The following is a 22621-nucleotide window of genomic DNA, read 5'->3' on the forward strand; positions in this document are numbered from 1 at the left end:
CTTGGTGATCATTCAATGTTGGGCATCTCTGTTCAGTTATCAAGGTTCGACCGACCACCCGTCACCCAGTCGCGTTCGCGGTCTGGTTCACCGGGCCCGGCTTGCTCTCCCGCCCCCTTGTGGTGCGGGGCGGTTGAACGACTCCAATTAGGCGCGTCCCGTCTTCGAAACACAAGTTCCCGTTTTGGGGCCAGCGGGCGCGTTCGAGGTACATAAGGAGAGGTCAGGGCCTGAAAGTCAGGACACAATGGGGCAAGTTACCCTTCTTCGAAACACAAGTTTCTTTGCCTGCTCTTTACTTTTACATGCGTCGATAGCTACTCGATACGGACACGCGGGCGGCTGCGAATTCAGCTCACGGATTCAGGCGTGACACGTCGAAGTGATGAATCATCATCACCCTTGCGCGTTCGTGAACAATGATTCTTCACACATATCCTGCACGGGGGTAATGCAATGATGATTTCTATGCGAGGACCGCAGGGGCGCTGTCCTTCGATCGTGTACGGGTTTCATTATTTCTGAAGCCCTGTACGCCTCGCTGAGCCACTACCGCGGATCGAGCCTGGAAAGGGTCGAGAAGGCCTGTCATGGAGCCTCAGAAGGGCTCTCAGGGGCTTTGGTGCAGGCCTGCGACCTCAGATTCGACCTGTGAGCCGGCTCGGGCATAGTGATGAATCATCATTGATGTGCACCGCGTCACACGCTGTCCCGGTTTCAGCGATAGGACACGTACATTATTGATGCGGCCGGGGGTTATATCCCCCGGCCGACGACATCAAATCAACCCCGCCCCGGAGGGCGGGACGGCAGCTCTGATCCAACCCCACCCCTGAAGGTGGGGGATGTTGATTGAGTGACTGATCCAGATAACAAAAGACTTCGGCGCGCGATAGGCGCCGGATTCTCGGATTTGAGGATGCCATTTAATGCCGCACTCTTGACCCTTCATTCTCCAGCATTAACACTGGGCACATGAAGGAGATGAATGGTATCCACAACCCGCTCAGCCTCGACATCATCGACGCCAAGGGCTATCTCACGGGGCAGGAGACTTGGGATGACGACCACGTAGCCTCTATTGCCGACAGCATGCGCCGCCACGGCTGGCAAGGCCCTCCGCTCGTTGTCCTCCCTGAGTGGGCCATCTCCTACAGCGGTACTCACCGCCTCCTGGCCGCCGCAGCCACAGGACTGGAGTCGGTTCCAGCCGTCCGCCTGGAAGACCTCTTCGAGGCTTGCGGCCTGGACCTTGAGGCCATTGTGGCCGCGGAAGACCTCATGGTGACCATGCACCGGCCCGAAATCCTGGCCCATCTGCCGGAGGGCATCCGCGCCGCGTACACCCTCGACGACATCGTTTGAGCCCTCACAGGGTGACGGCGTTGTCCACAGCCCAGGGGATATCCACCAAGATCCACAAAAGTGCTGTTCCAGGCCGAGGCTCAGGGCTTGGAGGTGGTTCTCGTGACTCGACAGGCAGCAGCTCGACGACGACCAGGCCGCGGCGGTCGACGCGTGCCCTGGCAGCACTGGACAGCGCGTAGGGCAAGGACTCGTTGACCTTGGATGCCTATCACGCGGGGCGGACGCCGGGGCATGAGAGAAGCCTTAGAACTGTTGGTGTGGTTCTAAGGCGACTTGGGCAGGTTTGATCTGGTCCGGGGGAACCGGGTGTGGCTGATGAGAAAGTGCCGCGCAGATGGCTCCCGGGGCATGGCCGCCCGGTTCCCTTGGACGCTCTGACTGCTGATTGAGAGTTGCGACCCATCGCTGACTAAGGCTTCGACGGCGGGGTGTTCCTCGGACCACGAACTTGCAGGTCACTAGGGGTGAGGACGCGCGGTGGGTACGAGACATCAGCTGATCTGGGTGGGCATCGACGCGGGCAAGGGTCACCACTGGGCGGCGGCGATCGACGGCGACGGTGAACGGCTACTGTCGCGGAAGGTGATCAACGACGAGGGCGAGGTCCTCTCGCTTCTCGCCGACGTGCTGGCCATGGCGGAGGAGGTCCGCTGGGCGGTGGACATCTCCAGCCGCCCGTCCGCTCTGCTGCTGACCCTTCTGCTCGCGCGTGGCCAGCAGGTCGTCTACATCCCCGGCAAGACCGTGAACCGCATGACCGGTGCCTACCGCGGCGAGGGCAAGACCGACGCCAAGGACGCCCGGATCATCGCCGACCTGGCCCGGCTACGGCGGGACTTCCGCCCCATTGAGCCGTCGGTGGAGCTGTCCAGCGGGCTCCAGCTTCTCGTTGGCTACCGCCAGGACCTCATCTCTGACCGGGTTCGGCTGATCAACCGGCTGCGCGAGGTCCTGGTCGGTGTCTGTCCGGCCCTGGAGCGGGCCTTCGAGTTCCGCAAGCGGCCGGGGCTGGTCCTGCTGACCGGCTACCAGACACCGGCCGCCATCCGGCGCATGGGAGTGAAACGGCTGACGGAATGGCTTGCGCGCCGGAAGGTGCGGACCCCAGCCGTGTTCGCCGAGCGTGCCGTCGAGGCCGCCGCCTCGCAACACACTGTGCTGCCCGGCGAGGATCTGGCGGCGAAGCTCGTGAACGAGCTGGCCCATCGTGTCCTCGAACTGGACGAACGAATCAAGGAGAACGAGCAGGCCATTGCCGCCCTGTTCCGCACGGACGAGCGGGCCGAAATCATCGAGTCCATGCCCGGCATGGGCCCAATCCTCGGCGCCGAGTTCCTGGCCCTCGTCGGCGACATGACCTCGCACAAGGACGCAGGTCACCTGGCCGCTCACGCCGGCCTCGCCCCCGTCCCACGAGACTCCGGCCGACGGACCAACAACATGCACCGGCCCAAGCACTACAACCGGCGCCTGCGGCACGTCTTCTACATGTCCGCCCACACGGCGATGACGCTGCCCGGCCCGTCCCAGGACTACTACCGCAAGAAGCGCAAGGAGGGGCTGTTGCATACCCAGGCCGTGCTCTCGCTGGCCCGGCGACGAGTGGATGTCCTGTGGGCCATGCTCCGCGACAAACGGCTGTTCACCGCAACCCCACCCCTGCCTCGGGCCGCTTGACAAAGGGCATTGAGATGCCCCGCCTGTCTGCCTCGGGAAGCGAACTGGCGGGGCCGGATGGAGTGTGCGTGTCAGGCGAACCGCTTGTCCCAGTTCAGGGCCACGCCGTCAGGTGACTTGTGCACGCGTTGCAGGAACTCATACTCGCCCACGGATCGGGCGGCTTCGGGGATGGTCGCGCCGAACCGTTCCGCCACGTCAAGGGCGAGTTGGTAAATCCGGTCCCACGCCATGTCAGCAGACATGGGGCCCCCGACTACCTCTGACTGTTCATCAGAGTTCACCATGATCCCCCACAGTCCATGCAGTGATGCTGCTTACCGTCGTGCCAAACGCTCTTGCTTCCACAGCTAGGGCACGTGTCGTCTCCCAGCTCGGACATCTGCCGGATCAGGACGCGCACTGAGGGGAAGAGGCTCATAGTCCATCCCTTCGGAAGTCTTCGAGCAACCCATGATGGTCATCGACCCACCAGGCCACATTGCAGTCAAGGCAGCGGTATCGCCAGCGAAGTTCGCCGCCCTTCTTCTCGTCCCTTGCCTTGGTGGTGACGACTGCTTCGCTGTGGCACTTCACGCACTTCACAGGTGGATTGCTCATGTGGGCAGTCTCTCTCACACCGTTGCTCGTGTGCAGCTGCTCCGCCGTACAACGGGCCCTCAGTGGCCCTCACACCCCTGAGGGCCCGTTGCTGGCCCAGCGGGCCCCGTCTACTTGCAGGGCCTACGTGCCGGGCCATCCGCACCGCGCAAAGGTAGGACGCGGCGCGTGGGTCTTGGGCCCCGGCTAGCGGCCGTCCAGGTACTAGCCGGGGCCGTGCCCGCACTTCCACCTACGGAGGGGGGTGGTGGCGGGCGGGATGCCCACTCTTCCTTCGTTGCGCCCCCACGCAACGGCTATCGAAGAAGCAGGCGGGCTTGTCGCACAACGGGCCCCCGGCAATCGGGAGGGGCCGGGGGCCCGTTGCTGACCTGGCATCCCCAGAACGGGGCCGGGGCCGTCGGGCCAGGTCATTCCGTGCCCAGGAATGCCGATACCGGGCACGGCGAGTCTTCAGGCGGCCTAGGGAATGTCGCTTGCGACGCCGTCCCGGAAGACGGCAAAACCCCTCATGAGGTAGGGTTTTGCGCCCGTTTCCCGCGCCCGCAGAGCCGCGCGGGTGAGGCGTTCTGTGTAGGGCCCGGCGTGGTTCGCTAGGTCAGTGCGGGCCACCCAAGCGAAGCCCTCTCCATACGGCGGAAGGTTCGTTGCCGAGTCGACCCGTCCGCAGTCGAACACGAAGGTGATGCCTTCACATAGGGTGTCCTCTTCGTTCTCGGGCGTGTAGTCGACAGCAAGCGCCCTGTTCGGGCTGACGACCAGCCCGGACTTCTCCCGCACCTGTCGCTGCACGGCAATGTGCGGATACTCGTTGGCGTTGGCGGCGCCGCCCGGAAGGACCATGGCGGGCGTGTCTGCCGGGCCCATGAGAAGCACTCGGCCCTCTCCGTCGTGGATGATGGCAGCCGCGTCGATTCTGCGGAACGGCGTGGAAGGGTGCACCTCGTTGTGCACGGGGTCTCCTTGAGTGGTGATCGAGTGGGTGCGTGGTGCCTGCCCCCGCCGGGTCCGTGGCTGCGGGGCGTGTCGGACTCCTCCGGCGGGGGCAGGTTCGTTCTCCGCCCGGGGGGGGCGGAAGCTAGATGCTCTTCACCGTCACGTAGACGACAAGGCCGATCAGGCCCAGGTGAATGGCCCCGACGAAAAGGCCAGCGACGGTGCTACCGCTCGCCCGACGAAGCCGATTCCCGGCCCGGCGCCGATGGTTCACGGTCGTGGACCGTGCAGGGCGTATTGCAGGGGAGGCCATTTCGACTCCTGTCATCAGGATTTCAGGCGCCTGTGGTCGGGGGCTACCGGCGCACGCCGGTCCCAGGGGTGCCCGAACAATTTGTGGGCCTTCATCGCACGCAAGGTGTCCGCTACGGCAATGCGGTCTTCATCGGCAGCGGCTTCCCGCAACCGGCGCGAGAGCTGCGCACACACAAGGCACTTCACGGGGTCTACTCGACCCGGGCGCGGATGCGTCAGCGGCTCCCACTCGGTGTGCCGAGGCTCCCTGAGCGCCACGGTGGCAATGAAAGCTCCTAGCGCCCACACGCCGAAGCCCGCGCGGAGGATGCGACGACGGTTCACAGGATCAACCCCCACGGCCCGCAAGAAGCGCTGCGCTCGTTCTCTTCCCTTACTCGCGCCCGCAGAGAGGCCATGACGATACTGTCCGGCTCCTCCGCCCGCTCGTGGACAACAAGGTCATCCGTAGGTTCCTGCCTCTTCTCATCCGGGGCACTCATGCGTTCCCCCTTCGAGTGATGTCGCCGCTGTGGGGGTGCCCCGCGATGATTGCGTTGTACGAGTCGACGCCCTTAGGACGTCGCTGCACTCGGGCCGCCGACCGGCCTCGGTGGGCGGCACAGCAGATTCGGCACTCAGGGTGGGCAACGGGTTCCAGCGACGGCGCGGGGGCCGGTCGCTCGATCTCACTGGCCATCGGTCAGCTTCCTCTCAAGCCCGTCCAGCGCGGCGGTGAGCCGTGCGTGGCTGCCCGTGGCGTAGCCGCCCGGCGGGCGCCACTTGACCAAGCTCCAGGGGCCGAAGTGCCGGATGCGCGCCGTCAGCTCCTCCACGCCGTCCGGCACCGCCGCCGCGTCGTCGGGCTGGCTGGTGACTCTCGTGGTTTCGCTGCTCATCGCCGTTTCCTCGTAGTGGAGTTGGTGCTTCCGAAGAGGTCCAGACTGGACCCAGAGGCGTACGATCTGAAGCGTTTCACTGCCCGACCTGCGGTTTGGTCAGATCGGCGCATGCCCATGCGGCTGACCAGCGACGATTCCACGTGATCTTGATGTGCCCAGACGAGTGGTCAGGGGTATGAGGATGGATTTAGAACAGGCGTCTCAGGACGAAGTGTCACCACGCTGCCGCTTCGGGGAAACGTTGAAGGAGATGCGTAAAAGGGGTGCGCTTGGCCCACTGAGCCAGACCGAGACGGCGCGGCGGGTTCGTACGTCGAAGTCCACCATCAGCCGAATGGAAAGCGGGCAGGGGCCCATCCCTCCGGATCTCCCCGCCCGTCTAGACGAAGCCTTCTCCACTGATGGCGTGTTCAAGGCTTTGTACGAGGAAATCAGGGTTGGCGGCTTCCCAGCTATCTACCAGCGGCGGATGGACCTTGAACGGGAGGCGATTGCCATTTGGGAGTGGTCGCCCACCGTCGTGCCTGGGCTGCTCCAGACTGGAGGCTACGCGCGCGCGATCCTACGGAAGGGCGACCCGCGGGCTACCGATGACGAGGTCTACGCGAACGTCGGGAAACGACTTGCCAGACAGGACGCCCTTCGGGGAGCAGTCCCGCCAGAGCTGCGCGTGGTGCTGTGCGAGTCCGTTGTGAGGCGAGCGCCGTGCCCCAGCCAGGACATGCGGGATCAGCTCGCTTCGCTCCTGTCGCACGCCAGGCAACCCACCACGCGGATTCAGGTGCTTCCCCTCGACGCAGAGGCTCATCTACTCATCGATGGGGCGATCAGCCTCCTGACGTCGCCAAATCACGTGACGGTCGCGTGCGTTGAGGCCTACCGTACTGCCACCATCATTGAGGACCCGGAGCACGTCCGGGCTGCTACGCGCGCATACGATGAGTTGACGGGGGAGGCCCTCTCACGCCGCGCTAGCGCGGACCTCATCAGAGAGTTAATGGAGAGACTGTGATCACGAACCCGCCCCCGGCCAACTCGTGGGCCAGGTCCAGTTACAGCGGTCCTGAGGGGGGCAACTGCGTGGAGTGCGCCCACGGCGCCACCCAAGAGACCATGTACGTGCGAGACAGCAAGAAGTCTGAAGGCCCCGTGTTGGCAGTCTCAGCCGCCTCGTGGGCACATTTCATATCCTTCGCCGCGACGCACTGACGCCTACGCCGCCCTTAGGCAGCGTCGTACTCGTGCGGCTGCCCGCCGCGCCACTCGACCCAGCGAGGGTCATCGAGCAGCCCTTCCGGATCTGGCAGGCCTGCACGGCGCAGGAACTCGATCACGTCCCGATCGGAGTGCGCGAGTCCCAAGATCTCGTCTCGTGCTGTCACCCGTCGTCCGCCAGACGGCGACGGGTGATGGACGACTATCGGAGCCGGGCCCATGGCTCCACCATGCGCCCCCGGCGCCCATCCCGCGACAGCATCGCCCGCCTGTCTGACGTCACGCACAACGAAGCCCCCTCAACTCCGAGGGGGCTCGTCGTTTGTCGACTCTCCTGTCATACACCCCGGTCATCGGGCATCAGCCCATCCGGCATGACCCCTACGGGCGTCTCACCGGTCGACCAGGCTTCGAAGATCGTCTCAGCCAGCAGCCTGAAAGCTGCCCGGGTGGCCTCCGTCGTCGTGCAGCCTGCCCGGAGGGCTATCTCCAGGTCCGCGGCCAGCGGGCCCTTCGTGCGGACGGAGAGGAGGGCAGGGGCCTTGAGTTGCCTGTTGCGGCGATCACTCTTCGTCATCAGGTGCTGTGACCAAGAGTTGGTGGATGTCGTCTAGTGCGCCCTCCGACAACTCCGGAGCCCGTAACAGCCAGTACTCGACCCACTCACTGCTAGTCATAGATGCAGCACACTCCCGCCCTACCCGGTACCAGTTTCGTCGCAGAGGAGAGTACACGTCTTCGACTGCTTCTCCTGCGCCATCCACCGCATGGCGCCGATCTGCGAGCACTGCCGGTGCCGCATCATCGGCCAGGGCGTCGAGGCCGACGGGCACTGGTACTGCGGGGCGCACTGCTCGCGCGCGGAGGGGCGGGTGGGCATCGTCGACAAGGTGTGACGGCGGACATACGCGAGGAATCCCCTGGAGCCCCCGACGGGACCCTCCCGTCGGGGGCTCCGTCGCGCACAGGTACCGTCAGAGGCGTGTACCGCTTCCTGTTGTCCCGCCAGTGGGTGATCCTCACCCTCATCGGCCTCGTCCTCATCCCCGTGATGATCGAGCTGGGCTTCTGGCAGCTGCACCGGCACGAGGCGCGCGTGGCGCGCAACGACAAGATCGCACGGGTCATCGACGCCGAGCCGGTGCCCGCCGAGCGGCTCACCGCGCCCGGCCGCGAGGTGCGGGACTCCGACGTCTACCGCCGGGTGACGGCCGAGGGGACGTACGACCCGAAGCACGAGGTCGTCGTCCGGCGCCGCACCAACTCCGACGACGAGGTCGGCTTCCACGTCCTGACCCCGTTCGTCCTGCGCGACGGCAAGGTGCTCCTCGTGAACCGCGGCTGGATCCGCGCCGACGGCCCGCAGACCGCCTTCCCCAAGATCCCCGCCCCGCCCAGGGGCCGGCTCACCGTCACCGGCCGTCTGATGGCCGACGAGACGTCGGCGGCCAGCGGCATCAAGGACGTCCGCGGCCTGCCCGACCGCCAGATCATGCTGATCAGCAGCGGCCAGCAGGCCCACGCCCTGGGCAAGCCGGTCCTCGGCGGCTACATCGCGCAGACCGCGCCGGAGAACCCCGGCGGCTCCCCGCAGCTCATCGCCGCCCCCGACCACAGCAGCATCGGCGCGCACATGGCGTACGCGATCCAGTGGTGGCTGTTCGCGGCGGGCGTGCCGGCCGGGTGGATCGTCCTGGTGCGCCGGGAGGTGCGGGACCGGCGCGAGGCGGCCGCGGCGGAGGCGGCGCCCGAGGCGGCCGCGGCCGCCGCCTGACACGCACCGGCCTCTAGTCCCCGCACCTCTCCCAGGGGTCAGGGGTGCCGTGCGAGAGGACCAGGCCGTACGACTCCACGAGCTCGCAGTCGTTCTGCTGGGTCCACTGGTAGGCCAGGACGGACCAGACCCCGATCACGATCACCGCGACCACCCCGGGCACGCTCCAGCGGGACCCGCCGCCGGGCCCGCGCCCGCCGCCCGGAGGCGGGCCCTGCGGCGGGCCCTGCGGCGGCTCTTTGGGAGGCTCCCAGCCCGGCCCGTCGTAGCCGGGGGGCCGCCATCCGCCCTCATTGTTTGGCATGCTCACGAGTATCCCGAAGGAGTGCCTCCCGCGTCCGGTGCTCGGACGAAACCGCGGGGGCCAACCGCGCGCGACCCGGCCCCCGTTGCCCCTGCCGCCGCGGACCGGATTGACGCGTCGGCGAACCGGGAAGCCGTCCCCCGTGCAGCGACCCATCGAGGACTACGCCCTCATCGGCGACCACCAGACCGCCGCCCTGGTGGCGCGGACCGGCTCCATCGACTGGCTGTGCCTGCCCCGCTTCGACTCCGCGGCCTGCTTCGCCGCGCTGCTCGGCGAGGACGAGCACGGCCACTGGCGCATCGCTCCGCAGGGCGCCGACCTCTGCGCCCGCCGCGCCTACCGGCCCGACTCGCTCGTCCTCGACACCGAGTGGGACACCCCGGGCGGCACGGTCCGCGTCACCGACTTCATGCCGCAGCGCGACCGCGCCCCCGACCTGGTGCGCGTCGTCGAGGGCGTCGAGGGCGAGGTGACCGTGCGCAGCACGCTGCGCCTGCGCTTCGACTACGGCTCGGTCGTGCCCTGGATGCGCCGCTCCGACGGCCACCGGGTGGCGGTCGCGGGCCCCGACGCGGTGTGGCTGCGCGCCGAGCCCGACGTCCGCTCCTGGGGCCGCGCGGACGCCACGTACGCCGAGTTCACCGTCCGCGCGGGCGAGCGCGTGACCTTCGTGCTCACCTGGCACCCCTCGCACGAGCCGCGCCCGCCGCTCATCGACGCCGGGCGGGCGCTGCGCGAGAGCGTCGACGACTGGCGGGCGTGGGCGGCGCACTGCCGCTACGAGGGGCCGCACCGCGACGCCGTCGTCCGCTCCCTGATCACCCTCAAGGCCCTCACGTACGCCCCGACCGGCGGCATCGTCGCCGCCCCCACCACCTCCCTGCCGGAGGAGCTCGGCGGCGTCCGCAACTGGGACTACCGCTACTGCTGGCTGCGCGACTCCACGCTCACGCTCGCCGCGCTGCTCACCGCCGGGTACCGCGATGAGGCCGAGGCCTGGCGCGACTGGCTGCTGCGGGCGGTCGCGGGCGACCCCGCGGACCTCCAGATCATGTACGGGCTCGGGGGCGAGCGGCGGCTGCCCGAGGCGGACGCCGCGTGGCTGCCGGGGTACGCGGGCTCGGTGCCGGTGCGCCTCGGCAACGCGGCCGTGTGCCAGCGCCAGCTCGACGTGTACGGCGAGGTCGTCGACTCCCTCTGGCTGGCCCGCCGCTCGGGCATGGCGACGCGTCCGCACGCCTGGCGCATCCAGCTCGCGCTCATGGAGTTCCTGCGGCGGGTCTGGCGCGAGCCGGACGAGGGGCTGTGGGAAGTGCGCGGCCCGCGCCGCCAGTTCGTGCACTCCAAGGTGATGGCCTGGGTCGCCGCCGACCGCACCGTACGCGCCCTGGAGGACCGGCCCGGCCTGGAGGGCGACGCGGACCGCTGGCGGCGGCTGCGCGCCGAGATCCACGACGAGGTCTGCGCCCGCGGCTACGACGCGGACCGGGGCACGTTCACCCAGTCGTACGGCTCCCGGGAGCTGGACGCCGCCCTGCTCCTGATCCCGCGCGTGGGCTTCCTGCCGCCCGACGACCCACGCGTCCTCGGCACCATCGACGCCGTCCGCGAGGACCTCGGCACCCGCGAGGGCTTCGTGCGCCGCTACAGCACCGACGGCGTCACGGTCGACGGCCTGCCCGGCCACGAGGGCGTCTTCCTGGCCTGCTCGTTCTGGCTCGCCGACGCGCTGCACCTGTCCGGCCGTACGAAGGAGGCCCGCGCCCTCTTCGAGCGGCTCCTGGAGCTGGGCAACGACGTGGGGCTGCTCGCCGAGGAGTACGACGCGGCACAGGGCCGCCAGTTGGGCAACTTCCCACAGGCGTTCAGCCACGTGGGTCTCGTCACTACCGCCTTCTCCCTGTTCGGCCCCGACCCCGGCACGGCAGGATAGGGCGCATGGATCTTGGCCTGAACAACCGTGTCTACGTCGTCACCGGCGCCACCCGCGGCCTCGGCAACGCCACCGCGCGCGCCCTCGTCGAGGACGGCGCCAAAGTCGTCCTCACCGGCCGCGACGAGAAGACGGCCGCCGCGGCGGCCGCGGAGCTCGGCCCGAACGCGGTCGGCGTCGGCGCGGACAACGCCGACCCCGCGACACCCGCCCGGCTCGTCGCCACCGCCCGCGAGCGCTTCGGCGGCTTCGACGGCATCCTCGTCAGCGTGGGCGGCCCGCCGTTCGCCTTCGCCGCCGACGCCACGGACGAGCTGTGGCAGGCGTCGTTCGAGTCGGTGTTCCTCGGCGCGGTACGGCTCGCGCGGGCCGCGGCGGCGGAGCTCGGCGAGGGCGGCGTCATCGGCTTCGTCCTGTCCGCGTCCGTGTACGAGCCCATCCCCGGCCTGACCATCTCCAACGGCCTCCGCCCCGGCCTCGCCGGATTCGCCAAGTCCCTCGCGGACGAGCTCGGGCCGCGCGGCATCCGGGTCGTCGGGGTGCTGCCGGGGCGCATCGACACGGAGCGCGTGCGCGAGCTGGACGGGCTCACCGCCGATCCGGAGGCGTCCCGGCACGCCTCCGAGTCCGGCATTCCGCTGCGGCGGTACGGGGCTCCGGAGGAGTTCGGGCGGGCTGCGGCGTTCCTGCTGTCGCCCGCGGCGTCGTATGTCACCGGCGTGATGCTGCCGGTGGACGGGGGCTCCCGCCACGGCTTCTAGCCCCGGGCTCCGGCCGCGGTCCCCGCCGCTACCGCGGCGGGGGTTCTCTCCCACCCGCCCACCCGTACCACCCCAGCGACCGGCCCGGCCCCGACCTCGCGGCCCGCACGCCGTCCTCATCGCCGCCCCGCCGCTACCGCGGTGGGGTGCACTGGCAGGACACCCTTCACCAGTGAAATGGCCTGGTCGGCGGGATGTTCAGCCGGGCTCGGACAAGCTGATCGTCGCCAACCACCCGCTGCCGATGAACCGCTACGGCTTCCCCTCGCACCTGGAGCCGTGGAAGCAGATGGTCCCCGGCGGCAACGACTTCGAGGTCGACTTCCTGCCGGAGTACAAGGCCCTGCACGACGCCGGCTACAACATCCTGACCTACGACGCCCGCAACCACGGCCACAGCGGTGCCGCCAACGGCGGGCTCTTCACCTGGGGCCTGTTCGAGTCGCGTGACGTGGCCGGTTCGCTCACGTACGTCAAGTCCCGGCCCGACACCGCCGGAATGACGCTCGGTCTGCTCAGCCGCTGCATGGGCGGCAACTCCACCTATGTCGCGATGGCCCGCCACCCCGAACTCTTCGAGGACGTCCGCTGCCTGGTCAACCCGCAGCCGGTCTCCCTGCGCGTGATGGCCGGACAGGCCCTCGGCGCGATGGGCATCGCGGACCGGATCGACGACTTCGACCGGGCGTTCCAGCTGGTCACCAGCTTCACCATCGACCAGGTGTCGCCCATCGAGTACGCGAAGAGCTGCCAGGTGCCCACCTTCATCACCCAGGTCCGCGATGACGTACTCACCCGGCCCGAGGACGTACAGGCGATCTTCGACGCGATCCCCGTCGCCGACAAGAAGCTGTTCTGGATCGAAGGCAGCACCCGCCGCTGGGACGGCTACACCTACTTCCCCGAACACCCGGAGCAGCTGCTCGACTGGTTCGACACGCACATGAAGTGAACCCACATGAAGTGAACCCGCTGAAGGCGACGCCGGCCTGTACGACCGGCAGTCGAGTCAACAACCCTGCGGGCCGATACGGCTAGGTCACGCGTTCCGGGCGGTGTTTGTCCGCCCGGAGCTGGACCGTCGCCGGGAGCCGGGCCAGGCCCGCCGAGTCCCGGGCGTGGGCCAGGGCCTCCACGCACAGCCGGTGCAACGCGTCCTCGGGCACGGCGTCGGCCTCCAGGACGAGCCCCACCCGCGCCTCGGGCGCGTTGCGCCGCCCGGTCAGGAGGACCCGCGCCCGCCCCACCCCGTCGAGCCCCGCGGCCTCGCTCTCCAGGGCGCTCTCCATCGCCCGGCCCCGCAGCAGCGCCCCCTCGCCGTCCCCGGTCTCGACCAGGACCTCCGCGAGGCGCCGCCGCCGCAGCTGGGCGGTGAGCCACCACAGCGACAGGAGCACGAGCAGCGCGAGGGCGCCGATGACGGTGGGCCACCACCAGCCGCGCTCGCGCCACCGCGTGCGCTGCGCCGCGCTGAGCAGCACGTCGTGCCGCCCGTCGTGCAGCCACCAGGACGGCGGCGAGACGCCGAGGCCGACGGCGAGGACGGCGCCGCCGAGCACGACGAGGGCGAGGCCGACGAGGCCGAGCAGCACGCGGTTCACCGTACGGGGCATGGCGGGCTCACCCCTTCTTCCCGGGCCGGGCGACGTGGACGGAGAGCGTGGGCGGACTGCCGAGTCCGAGGCCCCGGATGCCGTCGGCCAGGGTCCGGTCGAGGTCGCCGCGGACGTCGTCGAGGGCGCGGAAGTGCGACTCGGCCCGCACGTCGACCTTGGTCCGGGTCATGCGGACCCGGACCGACCGCACGCCCGCCACGTCCATGGCCCGGTCGCGCAGCACGGTCGCGGCGGCGGCCCGGTCGAGCCCCGCGCGGACGTCGGCGTGCCCGCGCCGCATCGGCAGGACGGCCCGCAGGCCCGGCGTCGCCGCGAGGAGCAGCAGCCACAGGCCGACGGCCACGGCGCCCGCGGCACCGGCGAGCACGGCCGTGCTGTCCAGCGGCCGCTGCGCCAGTTCGCGCGCGAGCTCGCGCCGCCAGCGCATCGCGGGGTGGTCGGCCCGTACCGCGACGACGTCGTACAGGAGGAGCCCGCAGCCGCCGAGGAGCAGGAGCGCGACGAGCGCGGCGGGCACGCGGCGCGCGGACCAGAAGCGGGGGGCCTTGTCCTCGTCGGGGGCGAGGGTGGGGTGCGGTTCGAAGGACGCCGCGGACGTCCACTGCTCCGGCCCCGCCGCCGGGTCGGAGCCGTCCGGGGCCCGCTCGACGACGGGCACGGGCCGGGTGCCGCCCGGCCCGCGGGCCGTGCCGGTCCCGTCGGGGGCCTCGTGCGTCCCGGGGGCCTCGTGCGGGTCGTGGGGCTCGCTCATCGGGTCCTCCCCTGTGCCGCGGCCCGCGCCTGCGCCGAGTGCAGCCGCTCGACCTGGACCGCCACCTCGGGCACTTCCATGCCCGCCAACGCCTCTACCCGCTCGGTGACGTGGCGACGCACGGCCGCGCACTGGCCGCCGATGTCACTGGGGTAGTCGAGCTCCAGGCTGATGCGGACGCGGGCGGCCGCGGACGGGGCCTCACCGGCGCGCGCGGAGCCGCGTGCCCTGGCCAGGACGCTGACCGTGGCGTGCGGCGGCGCGGCCCCTTCGGGCAGCGACCACAGCGCCTCCCGCGCCGCGCGTGCGGCGATCTTCGCGATGACGCGGTCGGCGATCCGGGTCGCGCCGCGCTCGGCGGGCGCGACCTGCCCCACGACCTCCGCCGCCACCGCTCACCGCCGCCGGTCGCCGCGCGTACGGAAGAAGTCGCCGGGCTCCAGGTCCCCTTCGAGGAACCGCCCCGCGACGAAGCCGATGGCGCCCAACGCGGCCACCAGCAGGAAGGCGCCGAACCCGCCGAAGTACCCGGCGAAGCCCAGGGCCATTCCGGCGATCATGCCGATGACGGCCATGCTCATCGTGCGCTCCTTCGCTCCTGCGCGTGTGCTGTTGAGGCTGTTCCCCCGGGTGGCGCCCACGACTCCGACGGCGCGGGCGCCGAATGGTGTGCGGGCCGTGCGGTCCGCGCCGTGCGCCGCGCGCGCTACTGCAGCCGGGGCTGTTCGTCGTCCTCGTCGTCGGGCAGCTTCACGTCGCTGACCGCGATGTTCACCTCGACCACTTCGAGGCCGGTCATGCGCTCCACGGCCGCGATGACGTTCTCCCGCACGGCGCGCGCGACATCGGCGATCGACACGCCGTACTCGACGACGACCTCCAGGTCGAGGGCCGTCTGCACCTCGCCGACCTCGGCCTTCACGCCGCGCGTGACGGACTTCGAGCTGCCGGGCACCCGGTCGCGCACGGCCCCGAAGGTCCGGGCGAGGCCGCCGCCCATCGCGTGGACGCCGACGACGTCACGGGCGGCGAGTCCGGCGATCTTCTCCACCACGCCGTCCGCGATGGTGGTGCGCCCCCGGGTCGCCGGATCACCGCCGCCGCGCCGTACCGACCCGCTCCGGCCCCCGGACTCGTCGGGCGAGTCGTGCGCGCTCTTCTCCAGCGTCTGGGGCGTCCTGTGCTCTGAGGTGTCGGTCATCACCGCGGTCCTTTACGACTGGGGATCTGCTCCTCGCACCACACTAAGCGCGGCCCCGCGCCCGCGCGCCAGGGATGCGGCAGGCTGGAGCGATGACGGGTGACGGATGGGCGGCGGCGGTACGGCGCCAGCTGGGCCTCGGCCGGGTGCTGCCCCTGGGCGGTGCGGGGGACGGCGCGTGGTTGACGGAGGCGGCGGCCACGGCGGCCCTGCGCCGGGCGGCCGAGCGGGTGACGGGAGCGCGGCTCACGGCCGTCCGGGTCGCCCCGGCCGGTCCGGAGGCGGCGGACACCGGGGGTCCGCCGGACGCGGACGTCTCCGCGGTTCCGGCGCCGCCGAGCGCGCTGCCGCCCGGGCCCCTGTGCGTCAGCGGGGAGGTCGCGGCGGGCACGGCCGAGCCGCTGCCCGCCCTGGCGTCCCGGCTGCGCGCGGCCCTCGCGACGGCCGCGGCGGACCGGCTCGGCCTGGTGGTCGCACGGGTGGACCTGCGGGTCACGGAACTCTGCGACGAGCCGCCGGGGCCGGGCGAGCGGCCGGACCGGGACGGAACGGCGGCGCCCGTGCCCGGCACCGCCCCCGCCACCGCGGACTCCGCCGACCCCGGTGACCCAGCTGCTGCCGGTGGCCCCGCGGACCCCGGTGACCCCGCGGACCCCGCCGCCGAGGACTCCCCCGAGGGCCGGATCGCCCGGGCCGTGCTCGCCGTGCCGGGGGTTTCCCGGCTGACCGGCGTCTTCGGCGGCCTGGGGCGCGCGGTCCACGTGCGGGAGCTCGCGTCGCCGGACTCCCTGCCGCGCCGCCACGTCCAGGTGGAGCTGGCCGTGGCGGCGGACCGGCGGGCCCTGGACGTGGCCCGCGCGGTGCGGACGGCGGTGGGCGGCGCGCTGCCGGACCGGCCGTCGGTGGCGGTCCTGGTGACGGCGGTCGACGAGCCGGGCCGGGGCGGCGCGCAGCCGGACTAGCGCACCGATTCCCTTACGGGCAGGGGCAGGTGCTCCCTGCGCGCAGGGGTGGGCGCTCAGTCGCCGAGCCCGGCGAGGTCCCGCAGCCTGCGGGCCTGGGCGGCGCGCTCGGCGGTGCGCTGCTCCTCGTACGAGCGGCCCGCTACGCCCTGGAGCAGGGCCTTGGTCTCGATGACCGCGTCCCGCGGCGCGGCGAGCAGCGCGGCGGCCAGGTCCCGCGCGGTGGCGTCGAGCTGCTCGCCGGGGACGACGATGTTGGCGAGGCCGACGCGCTCGGCCTCGTCCGCGTGCACGAAGCGGCCCGTGGCGCAGATCTCCAGGGCGCGCGCATAGCCGACGAGGGAGACGAGGGGGTGCGTGCCGGTGAGGTCGGGCACCAGGCCCAGGCTGGTCTCGCGCATGGCGAACTGCACGTCGTCGGCGACGACCCGCAGGTCGCAGGCCAGCGCGAGCTGAAAGCCCGCGCCGATGGCGTGCCCCTGTACGGCGGCGACGGACACGATGTCGCTGCGCCGCCACCAGGTGAACGCTTCCTGGTACTCGGCGATGGTCGCGTCGAGGACGTCGTCCGCGCCGCGTGCCAGATCGAGGAACGACGGCTCGCCGTCGAAGCCCTCGGGCGTGAACGCCTGCCGGTCGAGCCCGGCGGAGAAGGACTTGCCCTCGCCGCGCAGGACCACGACGCGGACGCTGCCGGGCAGCGCCCGTCCGGCCTCGGCCAACGCCCGCCACAGCGCGGGCGACTGGGCGTTGCGCTTGGCCGGATGGGTGAGGGTCACCGTGGCCACGGCGTCCTCGACCGTGAGGCGTACGCCGTCCTTGTCGAGAACCGGTGCCGCCGCGCTCTGTCGGCTGTCGGGCGAAGCCATCAGTGCCTCCGATGGGTGCAGTCGTCAGTCGGGGCGCTGGGGGCACCCCTAAGTGACTGCACAGTAACCACCCGGCCGAACGGACGGCCGACCGGGTGGTCACCCTCGGGCCACGAGAGCCGCGGACAGCGGCGGGTGTCAGACGGAGGCGGCCTTCTTGCCTCGCGTCGCACCGCCACGGCCGCGCAACACGACACCCGACTCAGTGAGCATCCGGTGCACAAATCCGTACGAACGGCCGGTCTCTTCGGCCAACGCCCGGATACTCGCACCGGCGTCGTACTTTTTCTTCAGGTCTGCCGCGAGCTTGTCGCGCGCGGCGCCGGTCACCCGGCTGCCCTTCTTCAGAGTCTCGGCCACCCGTGCCTCCTCATGGGAAGTGCGCTCTGGACTTCTCATGATCACCCCTACCGGGCGTCCTGGCCACCCATTCGGCAAGGTCCGTGTGACTTGATTCGCAGTACGGAAGCGGGCCGACACGAGCGGAATTAACGATTCCGCACGCTTCTCTCCATACCTCCGAATGGGTTCCGCGAGGAAGGGGCAGGTCAGGGGCGTGCCGGGAGAACAGGGGCGCACGGGCCGCGCGCGGTGCCGAAATGCGTGTATCGCACATCTCGGTATGAGGACGTCTCACACAGATGAAGGATCACGGATCGGCCGAATGATCCATACGGAGTGGATCAGTGATTCGATCACGCCCCCGGGGCCACCTGGGGCGGTGCACGTCAAGAGGGCCCTCGCCGGGTGTGCCGGCCAGGGCCCCGACGTGGGTCAGGCGAGGGCGACCAGGTCCGCGTAGTCCGCGCCCCACAGGTCCTCGACGCCGTCCGGGAGCAGGATGATCCGCTCCGGCTGGAGCGCCTCGACGGCGCCCTCGTCGTGCGTGACCAGGACGACGGCGCCCTTGTAGGTGCGCAGCGCGCCGAGGATCTCCTCGCGGCTGGCCGGGTCGAGGTTGTTGGTGGGCTCGTCGAGCAGGAGCACGTTCGCGGACGAGACGACCAGGGTCGCGAGCGCGAGGCGGGTCTTCTCGCCGCCGGACAGGACGCCCGCGGGCTTGTCGACGTCGTCTCCGGAGAAGAGGAACGAGCCGAGCGTCTTGCGCACCTCGACGAGGTCGAGGTCGGGGGCGGCCGAGCGCATGTTCTCCAGGACCGTGCGGTCGGGGTCCAGGGTCTCGTGCTCCTGGGCGTAGTACCCGAGCTTGAGGCCGTGGCCCTCCCTGACCTCGCCGGTGTCGGGCTTCTCGACGCCGCCGAGGAGGCGCAGGAGGGTGGTCTTGCCCGCGCCGTTGAGCCCGAGGATGACGACCCTGGAGCCCTTGTCGATGGCGAGGTCGACGTCCGTGAAGATCTCCAGGGAGCCGTACGACTTCGACAGGCCCTCGGCGGTGAGCGGGGTCTTGCCGCACGGCGAGGGCTCGGGGAAGCGCAGCTTGGCGACCTTGTCGGACTGGCGCACCTCCTCCAGACCGGCGAGGAGCTTGTCGGCGCGGCGCGCCATGTTCTGCGCGGCGACGGTCTTGGTGGCCTTGGCGCGCATCTTGTCGGCCTGCGAGTGCAGGGCCGCGGCCTTCTTCTCGGCGTTCTGCCGCTCGCGCTTGCGGCGCTTCTCGTCGGACTCGCGCTGCTGCTGGTAGAGCTTCCAGCCCATGTTGTAGACGTCGATCGTGGAGCGGTTGGCGTCCAGGTAGAAGACCTTGTTGACGACCGTCTCGACGAGGTCGACGTCGTGGGAGATGACGATGAAGCCGCCGCGGTACGTCTTCAGGTAGTCGCGGAGCCAGACGATCGAGTCGGCGTCCAGGTGGTTCGTCGGCTCGTCGAGGAGCAGGGTGTCCGCGTCCGAGAACAGGATCCGGGCCAGCTCGATGCGGCGGCGCTGACCGCCGGAGAGCGTGTGCAGGGGCTGGCCGAGCACGCGGTCGGGGAGGTTGAGCGCGGCGGCGATGGTGGCGGCCTCGGCCTCGGCTGCGTATCCGCCCTTGGTGAGGAACTCCGTCTCCTGGCGCTCGTACTGCTTCATGGCCTTCTCGCGCGTGGAGCCCTTGCCGTTGGCGATGCGCTCCTCGTTCTCCCGCATCTTGCGCAGCAGGAGGTCGAGGCCGCGGGCGGACAGGACGCGGTCGCGGGCGAGCACGTCGAGGTCGCCGGTGCGGGGGTCCTGCGGGAGGTAGCCCACCTCGCCGGAGCGGGTGATGGTGCCCCCGGCCGGGGAGCCCTCACCGGCGAGGCACTTGGTGAGCGTGGTCTTGCCCGCGCCGTTGCGGCCGACGAGACCGACGCGGTCGCCCTTGGCGATACGGAACGTCGCGTTCTCGATGAGGATGCGGGCACCGGCACGCAATTCGATACCGGAGGCGGTGATCACGGTCAGACTCCTGGGCGGGTAAGGACGGCGGAAGCGGGCGAAAAGGTGCAAGGCGACATGCGCGCGCGGGGCGCGCCGCTGAGCCGTCTAATGCAGGAGGAGAATGGCCATGAGGCAATTCTACCGGGGGCGTGCAACCGGTTTTCCGCCGCGCCCGCGCGGCCCGGTGTCCGGCGGGGTGCGGCGGGCACGGCCCGGCCGGGGCCTCCTCCGACGGCGCCGCGCGGCCGCGGCGGCCCTGCCGGTACGGGCCCCGTCGCCCGTTCGGCCCTCCGTCCGGCGCCGGGACGCGGGCGGCGTACCAGGATGAAGTGGCCGGATCCGGCGCGGGGCGGCGTCACGCCGTCCCGGACGCGAGGCAGAGGCTGGTGCGCCCATGCAGTTCGACGACGACGCGAACCTCGACACCTCCGAGGTGAAGGACGTCCGCGGCAGCCGCATCCCGGGCGGCCGGGCGACCGTCGGCGGCGGCATCGCCGGGCTCGTCGCGCTGTTCCTCGGCCTGTTCTTCGGCGTCGGTCCCGAGCAGCTCGGCCTGAGCGACTCCGGTGACGAGCCCGCCGTCTCGTCCTCGTCGCTCGCACAGGTCCAGCAGAGCTGCCGCACCGGCAAGGACGCCAACGCCCGCGAGGACTGCCGGATCGTCGCCGTGGTCAACAGCGTCCAGGACTACTGGCGCCAGGAGTTCCCGCGCCGCCAGGGGCAGTACGCGCCCGCGCGGACCGTGTTCTTCACCGGGCGCGTGGGCACCGCGTGCGGCGCCGCGTCCTCGGCGGTCGGCCCGTTCTACTGCCCCGGCGACCGGCAGGTCTATCTGGACCTGGGGTTCTTCGACGAGCTGCGGACCAAGTTCGGCTCCAGCGGCGGCCCGTTCGCGCAGGCGTACGTCGTGGCGCACGAGTACGGGCACCACGTGCAGAACCTGATGGGCACCCTCGGCCGCTCCCAGGACGGGCGGACCGGCGCGGACAGCAACGCCGTGCGGGTCGAGCTGCAGGCCGACTGCTACGCCGGGGTGTGGGCGCACAACGCCACGCGGACGCCCGACGAGTCGACGGGCAGGCCGCTGATCACCCGGCTCACGGACGACGACATCCGGGACGGCCTGGACGCGGCGGCCGCCGTCGGCGACGACCGGATCCAGGAGCGCTACCAGGGCCGGGTCACCCCCGAGTCCTGGACGCACGGCTCGGCGAAACAGCGCCAGCAGTGGTTCTACCAGGGCTATCGCACGGGTGACATGGCGCAGTGCAACACCTTCCGCTGAGCGGCCCGGGGGCGTTGTCGGACCCGGGTGCCATGCTGGGGGACACGTCACGCGTTCTACGTCGTCGTGGACGACGTGGACGCCCATCACCAGCACGCCCTGGAGCACGGCGCGGACATCCTGACGCCCCCGACGGACCAGGACTACGGCTCGCGGGACTACCTGGCCCGCGACGCCGAGGGCAACGTCTGGAGCTTCGGTACGTACGCCCCCGAGATAGGCGGCTGACCGGCCCCGCACGGGACCGGTCGGGGCCGGACCGGTGTCACACTCCCCCGGTGTGCACCTGGAACGCGGCGCGGCGCACGGCCTTCGCGAGGGCCGGGTCCGGGTGGGCCGCGGCGAGCGCGACGAGGACCTGCACGGTGCGCGGGTGGCCGACGGTGCGCACCTCGTCGAGCAGCGCGGGCACGGTGGGCTGCGGCGCGGACTCCAGGTGGCGCACGAGGAGCTCGGCCTCGCCGTGGTCGGCGACGGCGGCCGCCGTGTCGACCCACAGCCAGGTGGACTCCTCGCGGGTGAGCACCAGGTGGACGTCCTCGGGGTCAGTGCCCTCGTGCTCGGCGAGCCACAGCAGGGCGTAGGGCCGCAGCGAGGCCACGTCGACGACGGCGCGCACGTCGGGCTCGGCCGGGGCGCCGACCACGCGCAGCGCCTCGAAGGCGAGCCCCCGGAGCAGGGCGTCCTCGCCCCGGGCGGCGTCGAGGAGCTCGGTGACGGCGCTGCCCGCGTCCCGGGCGGCGAGCCAGGCGCGGTACTCGGCGCGGGCCGCGTTCGGCCGCAGCCGGGCGCAGCCGCGGAGCATGTCCTCGGCGGACTGCTCGATGTTGCCCGCCGGGCTCTGCGCGGCCACGCAGATCTGCTCCAGCTTGACCCACACCGCCCAGCTGCCCAGCGGGGTGAGCGTGGCCTGGCCGTCCGCGCAGGTCAGCGCGTCGACGGCGGCCAGGGCGCGCAGGGCCCAGTCGAGCAGCTCGGCCAGCGGGACGTCGTCGCCATGGGCGGTGCCCGGGTCGCCCCCGGTGCGCCGGGGCTCCTCCTGGGGGCCGTAGGGGATCTCGCAGCGCTCCGTGCGCAGCTCGCGGACGCGCTGGTCGAGGAGGTCGAGGAGCTGCGGCACGGGCACGGGGCCCGCGGAGAGCTGGAGGAAGGAGAGCAGCTGGGGAACGGCCTCGACGGTCTCCGCGACGGTGGCGGGCGGCAGTTCGGCCGGTGCCGGGTGGACGAGCGACCAGGCGTCGAAGAGGGCGACCCAGCCGCGCAGCACGGCCGCGTCGTCCCGGTCCCAGGCGCGCAGCCGCCAGCCGGGGCGGGCGGCGGTGCCGTGCACCTCGACGAGGCCGGCGAGGCGGGCGGCGTCCCAGTCCGCGCGCAGCTGGTGGACCGTCACGTCCAGGGCGGCCGCGGCCCGTTCGGCCGCGGCGTCGGACAGGGCGCCGGCGGCGCAGGGCGTGGCCGTGGCCGCGGCGGGGCGGTCGGCGGCGCTGAGGCGGGCCGTGCCGGGCGCGGGGCGCAGGGCGTTCTCGGCCCAGCGGGCGGCGCGGACGGCGCCCGCGAGGCCCGCGCGGGCCATGCGGGCCAGTTCGGCGGGCGCGGGGGTGCCCTCGGGGGGCACGGGCGCCGGGCGACGCGCTCGGCGCTGGGTCACCGCGCCGGGGCCGCCGAGGGGACCGCGGCCTTGACCACGCTCCGCCTCCGCTCGCCTTTCGGCCCGGGGCGACGGGGGGCGGACGAGGTGGAGCCGGGAGTCGCGCGGAATACGGGACGTCACAGGAGCAGTCTTCCTGTTGACGGTCCGAAAACCCAAACGGAATC

Annotated in this window: 25 protein-coding genes and 1 pseudogene; 12 read left to right on the forward strand and 14 right to left on the reverse strand. The window is 71.1% G+C overall.

All coding sequences use genetic code 11. The features are described 5' to 3' along the window. The first annotated feature begins 975 nt into the window (after positions 1 to 975). A complete protein-coding gene (locus C9F11_RS10360) occupies positions 976 to 1365 on the forward strand; it encodes a ParB N-terminal domain-containing protein (protein ID WP_138958987.1) in 390 nt (129 codons plus the stop codon). Between the two features lie 480 nt (positions 1366 to 1845). Continuing rightward, on the forward strand, positions 1846 to 3045 hold the full coding sequence (locus C9F11_RS10365; protein ID WP_138958988.1) for an IS110 family transposase: 1200 nt from the start codon (positions 1846 to 1848) through the stop codon (positions 3043 to 3045). 71 nt (positions 3046 to 3116) lie between these two features. Here the strand turns inward: C9F11_RS10365 and C9F11_RS47320 are convergent, their stop codons facing one another. From C9F11_RS47320 to C9F11_RS10380, 3 genes are all read right to left on the reverse strand, one after another. Beyond that, positions 3117 to 3290: a hypothetical protein gene (locus C9F11_RS47320; RefSeq protein ID WP_171075693.1), complete on the reverse strand. Its 174-nt coding sequence runs from the start codon at positions 3288 to 3290 to the stop codon at positions 3117 to 3119. An 817-nt stretch (positions 3291 to 4107) separates the two neighbouring features. Next, positions 4108 to 4599, reverse strand: coding sequence for an NUDIX domain-containing protein (locus tag C9F11_RS10375; protein ID WP_171075694.1), 492 nt, complete (start codon positions 4597 to 4599; stop codon positions 4108 to 4110). Positions 4600 to 5564: 965 nt separating this feature from the next. Further along, positions 5565 to 5774: a hypothetical protein gene (locus C9F11_RS10380; protein WP_138958991.1), complete on the reverse strand. Its 210-nt coding sequence runs from the start codon at positions 5772 to 5774 to the stop codon at positions 5565 to 5567. Between the two features lie 184 nt (positions 5775 to 5958). Here C9F11_RS10380 and C9F11_RS10385 point away from each other — a divergent pair, with 184 nt between their 5' ends. Then, positions 5959 to 6789: a helix-turn-helix transcriptional regulator gene (locus tag C9F11_RS10385; protein ID WP_138958992.1), complete on the forward strand. Its 831-nt coding sequence runs from the start codon at positions 5959 to 5961 to the stop codon at positions 6787 to 6789. Continuing rightward, positions 6786 to 6986 carry a DUF397 domain-containing protein gene (locus C9F11_RS10390; RefSeq protein WP_138958993.1) on the forward strand — a complete coding sequence of 67 codons (201 nt, stop codon included), beginning with the start codon at positions 6786 to 6788 and terminating at the stop codon, positions 6984 to 6986. The genes C9F11_RS10385 and C9F11_RS10390 overlap by 4 nt, the downstream gene beginning before the upstream one ends. Positions 6987 to 7000: 14 nt before the next feature. On the opposite strand, the gene C9F11_RS48580 is transcribed toward C9F11_RS10390, so the two are convergent. Beyond that, positions 7001 to 7213, reverse strand: coding sequence for a hypothetical protein (locus tag C9F11_RS48580; RefSeq protein WP_138958994.1), 213 nt, complete (start codon positions 7211 to 7213; stop codon positions 7001 to 7003). A gap of 546 nt (positions 7214 to 7759) precedes the next feature. On the opposite strand from C9F11_RS48580, the gene C9F11_RS49650 reads away from it, so the two are divergent. Beyond that, positions 7760 to 7888: a hypothetical protein gene (locus C9F11_RS49650; RefSeq protein ID WP_269078077.1), complete on the forward strand. Its 129-nt coding sequence runs from the start codon at positions 7760 to 7762 to the stop codon at positions 7886 to 7888. Between the two features lie 86 nt (positions 7889 to 7974). Further along, positions 7975 to 8766 (forward strand): SURF1 family protein, encoded by a 792-nt coding sequence (locus tag C9F11_RS10400; protein ID WP_138958995.1) that lies wholly within the window; start codon positions 7975 to 7977, stop codon positions 8764 to 8766. Positions 8767 to 8779: 13 nt separating this feature from the next. Here the strand turns inward: C9F11_RS10400 and C9F11_RS10405 are convergent, their stop codons facing one another. Next, positions 8780 to 9070 carry a hypothetical protein gene (locus C9F11_RS10405; protein WP_138958996.1) on the reverse strand — a complete coding sequence of 97 codons (291 nt, stop codon included), beginning with the start codon at positions 9068 to 9070 and terminating at the stop codon, positions 8780 to 8782. A 142-nt stretch (positions 9071 to 9212) separates the two neighbouring features. Here C9F11_RS10405 and C9F11_RS10410 point away from each other — a divergent pair, with 142 nt between their 5' ends. From C9F11_RS10410 to C9F11_RS10420, 3 genes are all read left to right on the forward strand, one after another. Beyond that, positions 9213 to 11006, forward strand: a complete 1794-nt coding sequence (locus tag C9F11_RS10410) for a glycoside hydrolase family 15 protein (protein WP_138958997.1) — start codon at positions 9213 to 9215, stop codon at positions 11004 to 11006. A 5-nt stretch (positions 11007 to 11011) separates the two neighbouring features. Further along, complete coding sequence (locus C9F11_RS10415; protein WP_138958998.1) at positions 11012 to 11767, forward strand: SDR family oxidoreductase; 756 nt, start codon at positions 11012 to 11014, stop codon at positions 11765 to 11767. Between the two features lie 172 nt (positions 11768 to 11939). Next, positions 11940 to 12719: an alpha/beta hydrolase gene (locus tag C9F11_RS10420; protein WP_212767813.1), complete on the forward strand. Its 780-nt coding sequence runs from the start codon at positions 11940 to 11942 to the stop codon at positions 12717 to 12719. An 82-nt stretch (positions 12720 to 12801) separates the two neighbouring features. Here C9F11_RS10420 and amaP read toward each other — a convergent pair whose 3' ends face one another. The 5 genes from amaP to C9F11_RS10445 form a co-directional block, all read right to left on the reverse strand. After that, positions 12802 to 13380 (reverse strand): alkaline shock response membrane anchor protein AmaP, encoded by a 579-nt coding sequence (gene amaP, locus C9F11_RS10425; RefSeq protein WP_138958999.1) that lies wholly within the window; start codon positions 13378 to 13380, stop codon positions 12802 to 12804. 7 nt (positions 13381 to 13387) lie between these two features. After that, entirely contained in the window at positions 13388 to 14134 is a 747-nt protein-coding gene (locus C9F11_RS10430; protein WP_138959000.1) for a DUF6286 domain-containing protein, read from the reverse strand. Then, positions 14131 to 14526, reverse strand: a complete 396-nt coding sequence (locus C9F11_RS10435; protein WP_138959001.1) for an Asp23/Gls24 family envelope stress response protein — start codon at positions 14524 to 14526, stop codon at positions 14131 to 14133. The genes C9F11_RS10430 and C9F11_RS10435 overlap by 4 nt, the downstream gene beginning before the upstream one ends. A gap of 3 nt (positions 14527 to 14529) precedes the next feature. Further along, a complete protein-coding gene (locus C9F11_RS10440) occupies positions 14530 to 14715 on the reverse strand; it encodes a hypothetical protein (RefSeq protein ID WP_138959002.1) in 186 nt (61 codons plus the stop codon). A 125-nt stretch (positions 14716 to 14840) separates the two neighbouring features. Further along, on the reverse strand, positions 14841 to 15335 hold the full coding sequence (locus C9F11_RS10445; RefSeq protein WP_138959003.1) for an Asp23/Gls24 family envelope stress response protein: 495 nt from the start codon (positions 15333 to 15335) through the stop codon (positions 14841 to 14843). A 92-nt stretch (positions 15336 to 15427) separates the two neighbouring features. On the opposite strand from C9F11_RS10445, the gene C9F11_RS10450 reads away from it, so the two are divergent. Then, complete coding sequence (locus C9F11_RS10450; protein ID WP_138959004.1) at positions 15428 to 16297, forward strand: nucleopolyhedrovirus P10 family protein; 870 nt, start codon at positions 15428 to 15430, stop codon at positions 16295 to 16297. Positions 16298 to 16353: 56 nt separating this feature from the next. Here the strand turns inward: C9F11_RS10450 and C9F11_RS10455 are convergent, their stop codons facing one another. From C9F11_RS10455 to C9F11_RS10465, 3 genes are all read right to left on the reverse strand, one after another. Continuing rightward, the gene (locus C9F11_RS10455) at positions 16354 to 17166 is read right to left on the reverse strand and encodes an enoyl-CoA hydratase/isomerase family protein (protein WP_138959005.1); all 813 of its coding nucleotides are present in this window, start codon (positions 17164 to 17166) and stop codon (positions 16354 to 16356) included. Between the two features lie 138 nt (positions 17167 to 17304). Continuing rightward, entirely contained in the window at positions 17305 to 17526 is a 222-nt protein-coding gene (locus tag C9F11_RS10460; protein ID WP_030684175.1) for a helix-turn-helix domain-containing protein, read from the reverse strand. A gap of 414 nt (positions 17527 to 17940) precedes the next feature. Continuing rightward, positions 17941 to 19539: an ABC-F family ATP-binding cassette domain-containing protein gene (locus C9F11_RS10465; RefSeq protein ID WP_138959006.1), complete on the reverse strand. Its 1599-nt coding sequence runs from the start codon at positions 19537 to 19539 to the stop codon at positions 17941 to 17943. A 376-nt stretch (positions 19540 to 19915) separates the two neighbouring features. Here C9F11_RS10465 and C9F11_RS10470 point away from each other — a divergent pair, with 376 nt between their 5' ends. Next, positions 19916 to 20806 (forward strand): neutral zinc metallopeptidase, encoded by an 891-nt coding sequence (locus C9F11_RS10470; RefSeq protein WP_138959007.1) that lies wholly within the window; start codon positions 19916 to 19918, stop codon positions 20804 to 20806. Between the two features lie 57 nt (positions 20807 to 20863). Then, positions 20864 to 21034 (forward strand): annotated as a pseudogene (locus C9F11_RS10475) (VOC family protein); the annotation flags it as partial. Between the two features lie 37 nt (positions 21035 to 21071). Here C9F11_RS10475 and C9F11_RS10480 read toward each other — a convergent pair. Continuing rightward, positions 21072 to 22577, reverse strand: coding sequence for a hypothetical protein (locus tag C9F11_RS10480; RefSeq protein WP_171075695.1), 1506 nt, complete (start codon positions 22575 to 22577; stop codon positions 21072 to 21074). Positions 22578 to 22621: the final 44 nt, after the last annotated feature.

The organism is Streptomyces sp. YIM 121038, from assembly GCF_006088715.1.
In the GTDB taxonomy this organism is placed as follows: Bacteria; Actinomycetota; Actinomycetes; order Streptomycetales; family Streptomycetaceae; genus Streptomyces.

Excerpts from the sequence above, each read along its gene's own strand:
- C9F11_RS10360 (WP_138958987.1), top strand. The coding sequence starts at position 976 with ATGAAGGAGATGAATGGTATCCACAACCCGCTCAGCCTCGACATCATC.
- C9F11_RS47320 (WP_171075693.1), bottom strand. The coding sequence starts at position 3,290 with ATGTCTGCTGACATGGCGTGGGACCGGATTTACCAACTCGCCCTTGAC.
- C9F11_RS10380 (WP_138958991.1), bottom strand. The coding sequence starts at position 5,774 with ATGAGCAGCGAAACCACGAGAGTCACCAGCCAGCCCGACGACGCGGCG.
- C9F11_RS10385 (WP_138958992.1), top strand. The coding sequence starts at position 5,959 with ATGGATTTAGAACAGGCGTCTCAGGACGAAGTGTCACCACGCTGCCGC.
- C9F11_RS48580 (WP_138958994.1), bottom strand. The coding sequence starts at position 7,213 with ATGGGCCCGGCTCCGATAGTCGTCCATCACCCGTCGCCGTCTGGCGGA.
- C9F11_RS49650 (WP_269078077.1), top strand. The coding sequence starts at position 7,760 with ATGGCGCCGATCTGCGAGCACTGCCGGTGCCGCATCATCGGCCAGGGC.
- C9F11_RS10405 (WP_138958996.1), bottom strand. The coding sequence starts at position 9,070 with ATGCCAAACAATGAGGGCGGATGGCGGCCCCCCGGCTACGACGGGCCG.
- C9F11_RS10415 (WP_138958998.1), top strand. The coding sequence starts at position 11,012 with ATGGATCTTGGCCTGAACAACCGTGTCTACGTCGTCACCGGCGCCACC.
- amaP (WP_138958999.1), bottom strand. The coding sequence starts at position 13,380 with ATGCCCCGTACGGTGAACCGCGTGCTGCTCGGCCTCGTCGGCCTCGCC.
- C9F11_RS10430 (WP_138959000.1), bottom strand. The coding sequence starts at position 14,134 with ATGAGCGAGCCCCACGACCCGCACGAGGCCCCCGGGACGCACGAGGCC.
- C9F11_RS10440 (WP_138959002.1), bottom strand. The coding sequence starts at position 14,715 with ATGAGCATGGCCGTCATCGGCATGATCGCCGGAATGGCCCTGGGCTTC.
- C9F11_RS10445 (WP_138959003.1), bottom strand. The coding sequence starts at position 15,335 with ATGACCGACACCTCAGAGCACAGGACGCCCCAGACGCTGGAGAAGAGC.
- C9F11_RS10450 (WP_138959004.1), top strand. The coding sequence starts at position 15,428 with ATGACGGGTGACGGATGGGCGGCGGCGGTACGGCGCCAGCTGGGCCTC.
- C9F11_RS10455 (WP_138959005.1), bottom strand. The coding sequence starts at position 17,166 with ATGGCTTCGCCCGACAGCCGACAGAGCGCGGCGGCACCGGTTCTCGAC.
- C9F11_RS10470 (WP_138959007.1), top strand. The coding sequence starts at position 19,916 with ATGCAGTTCGACGACGACGCGAACCTCGACACCTCCGAGGTGAAGGAC.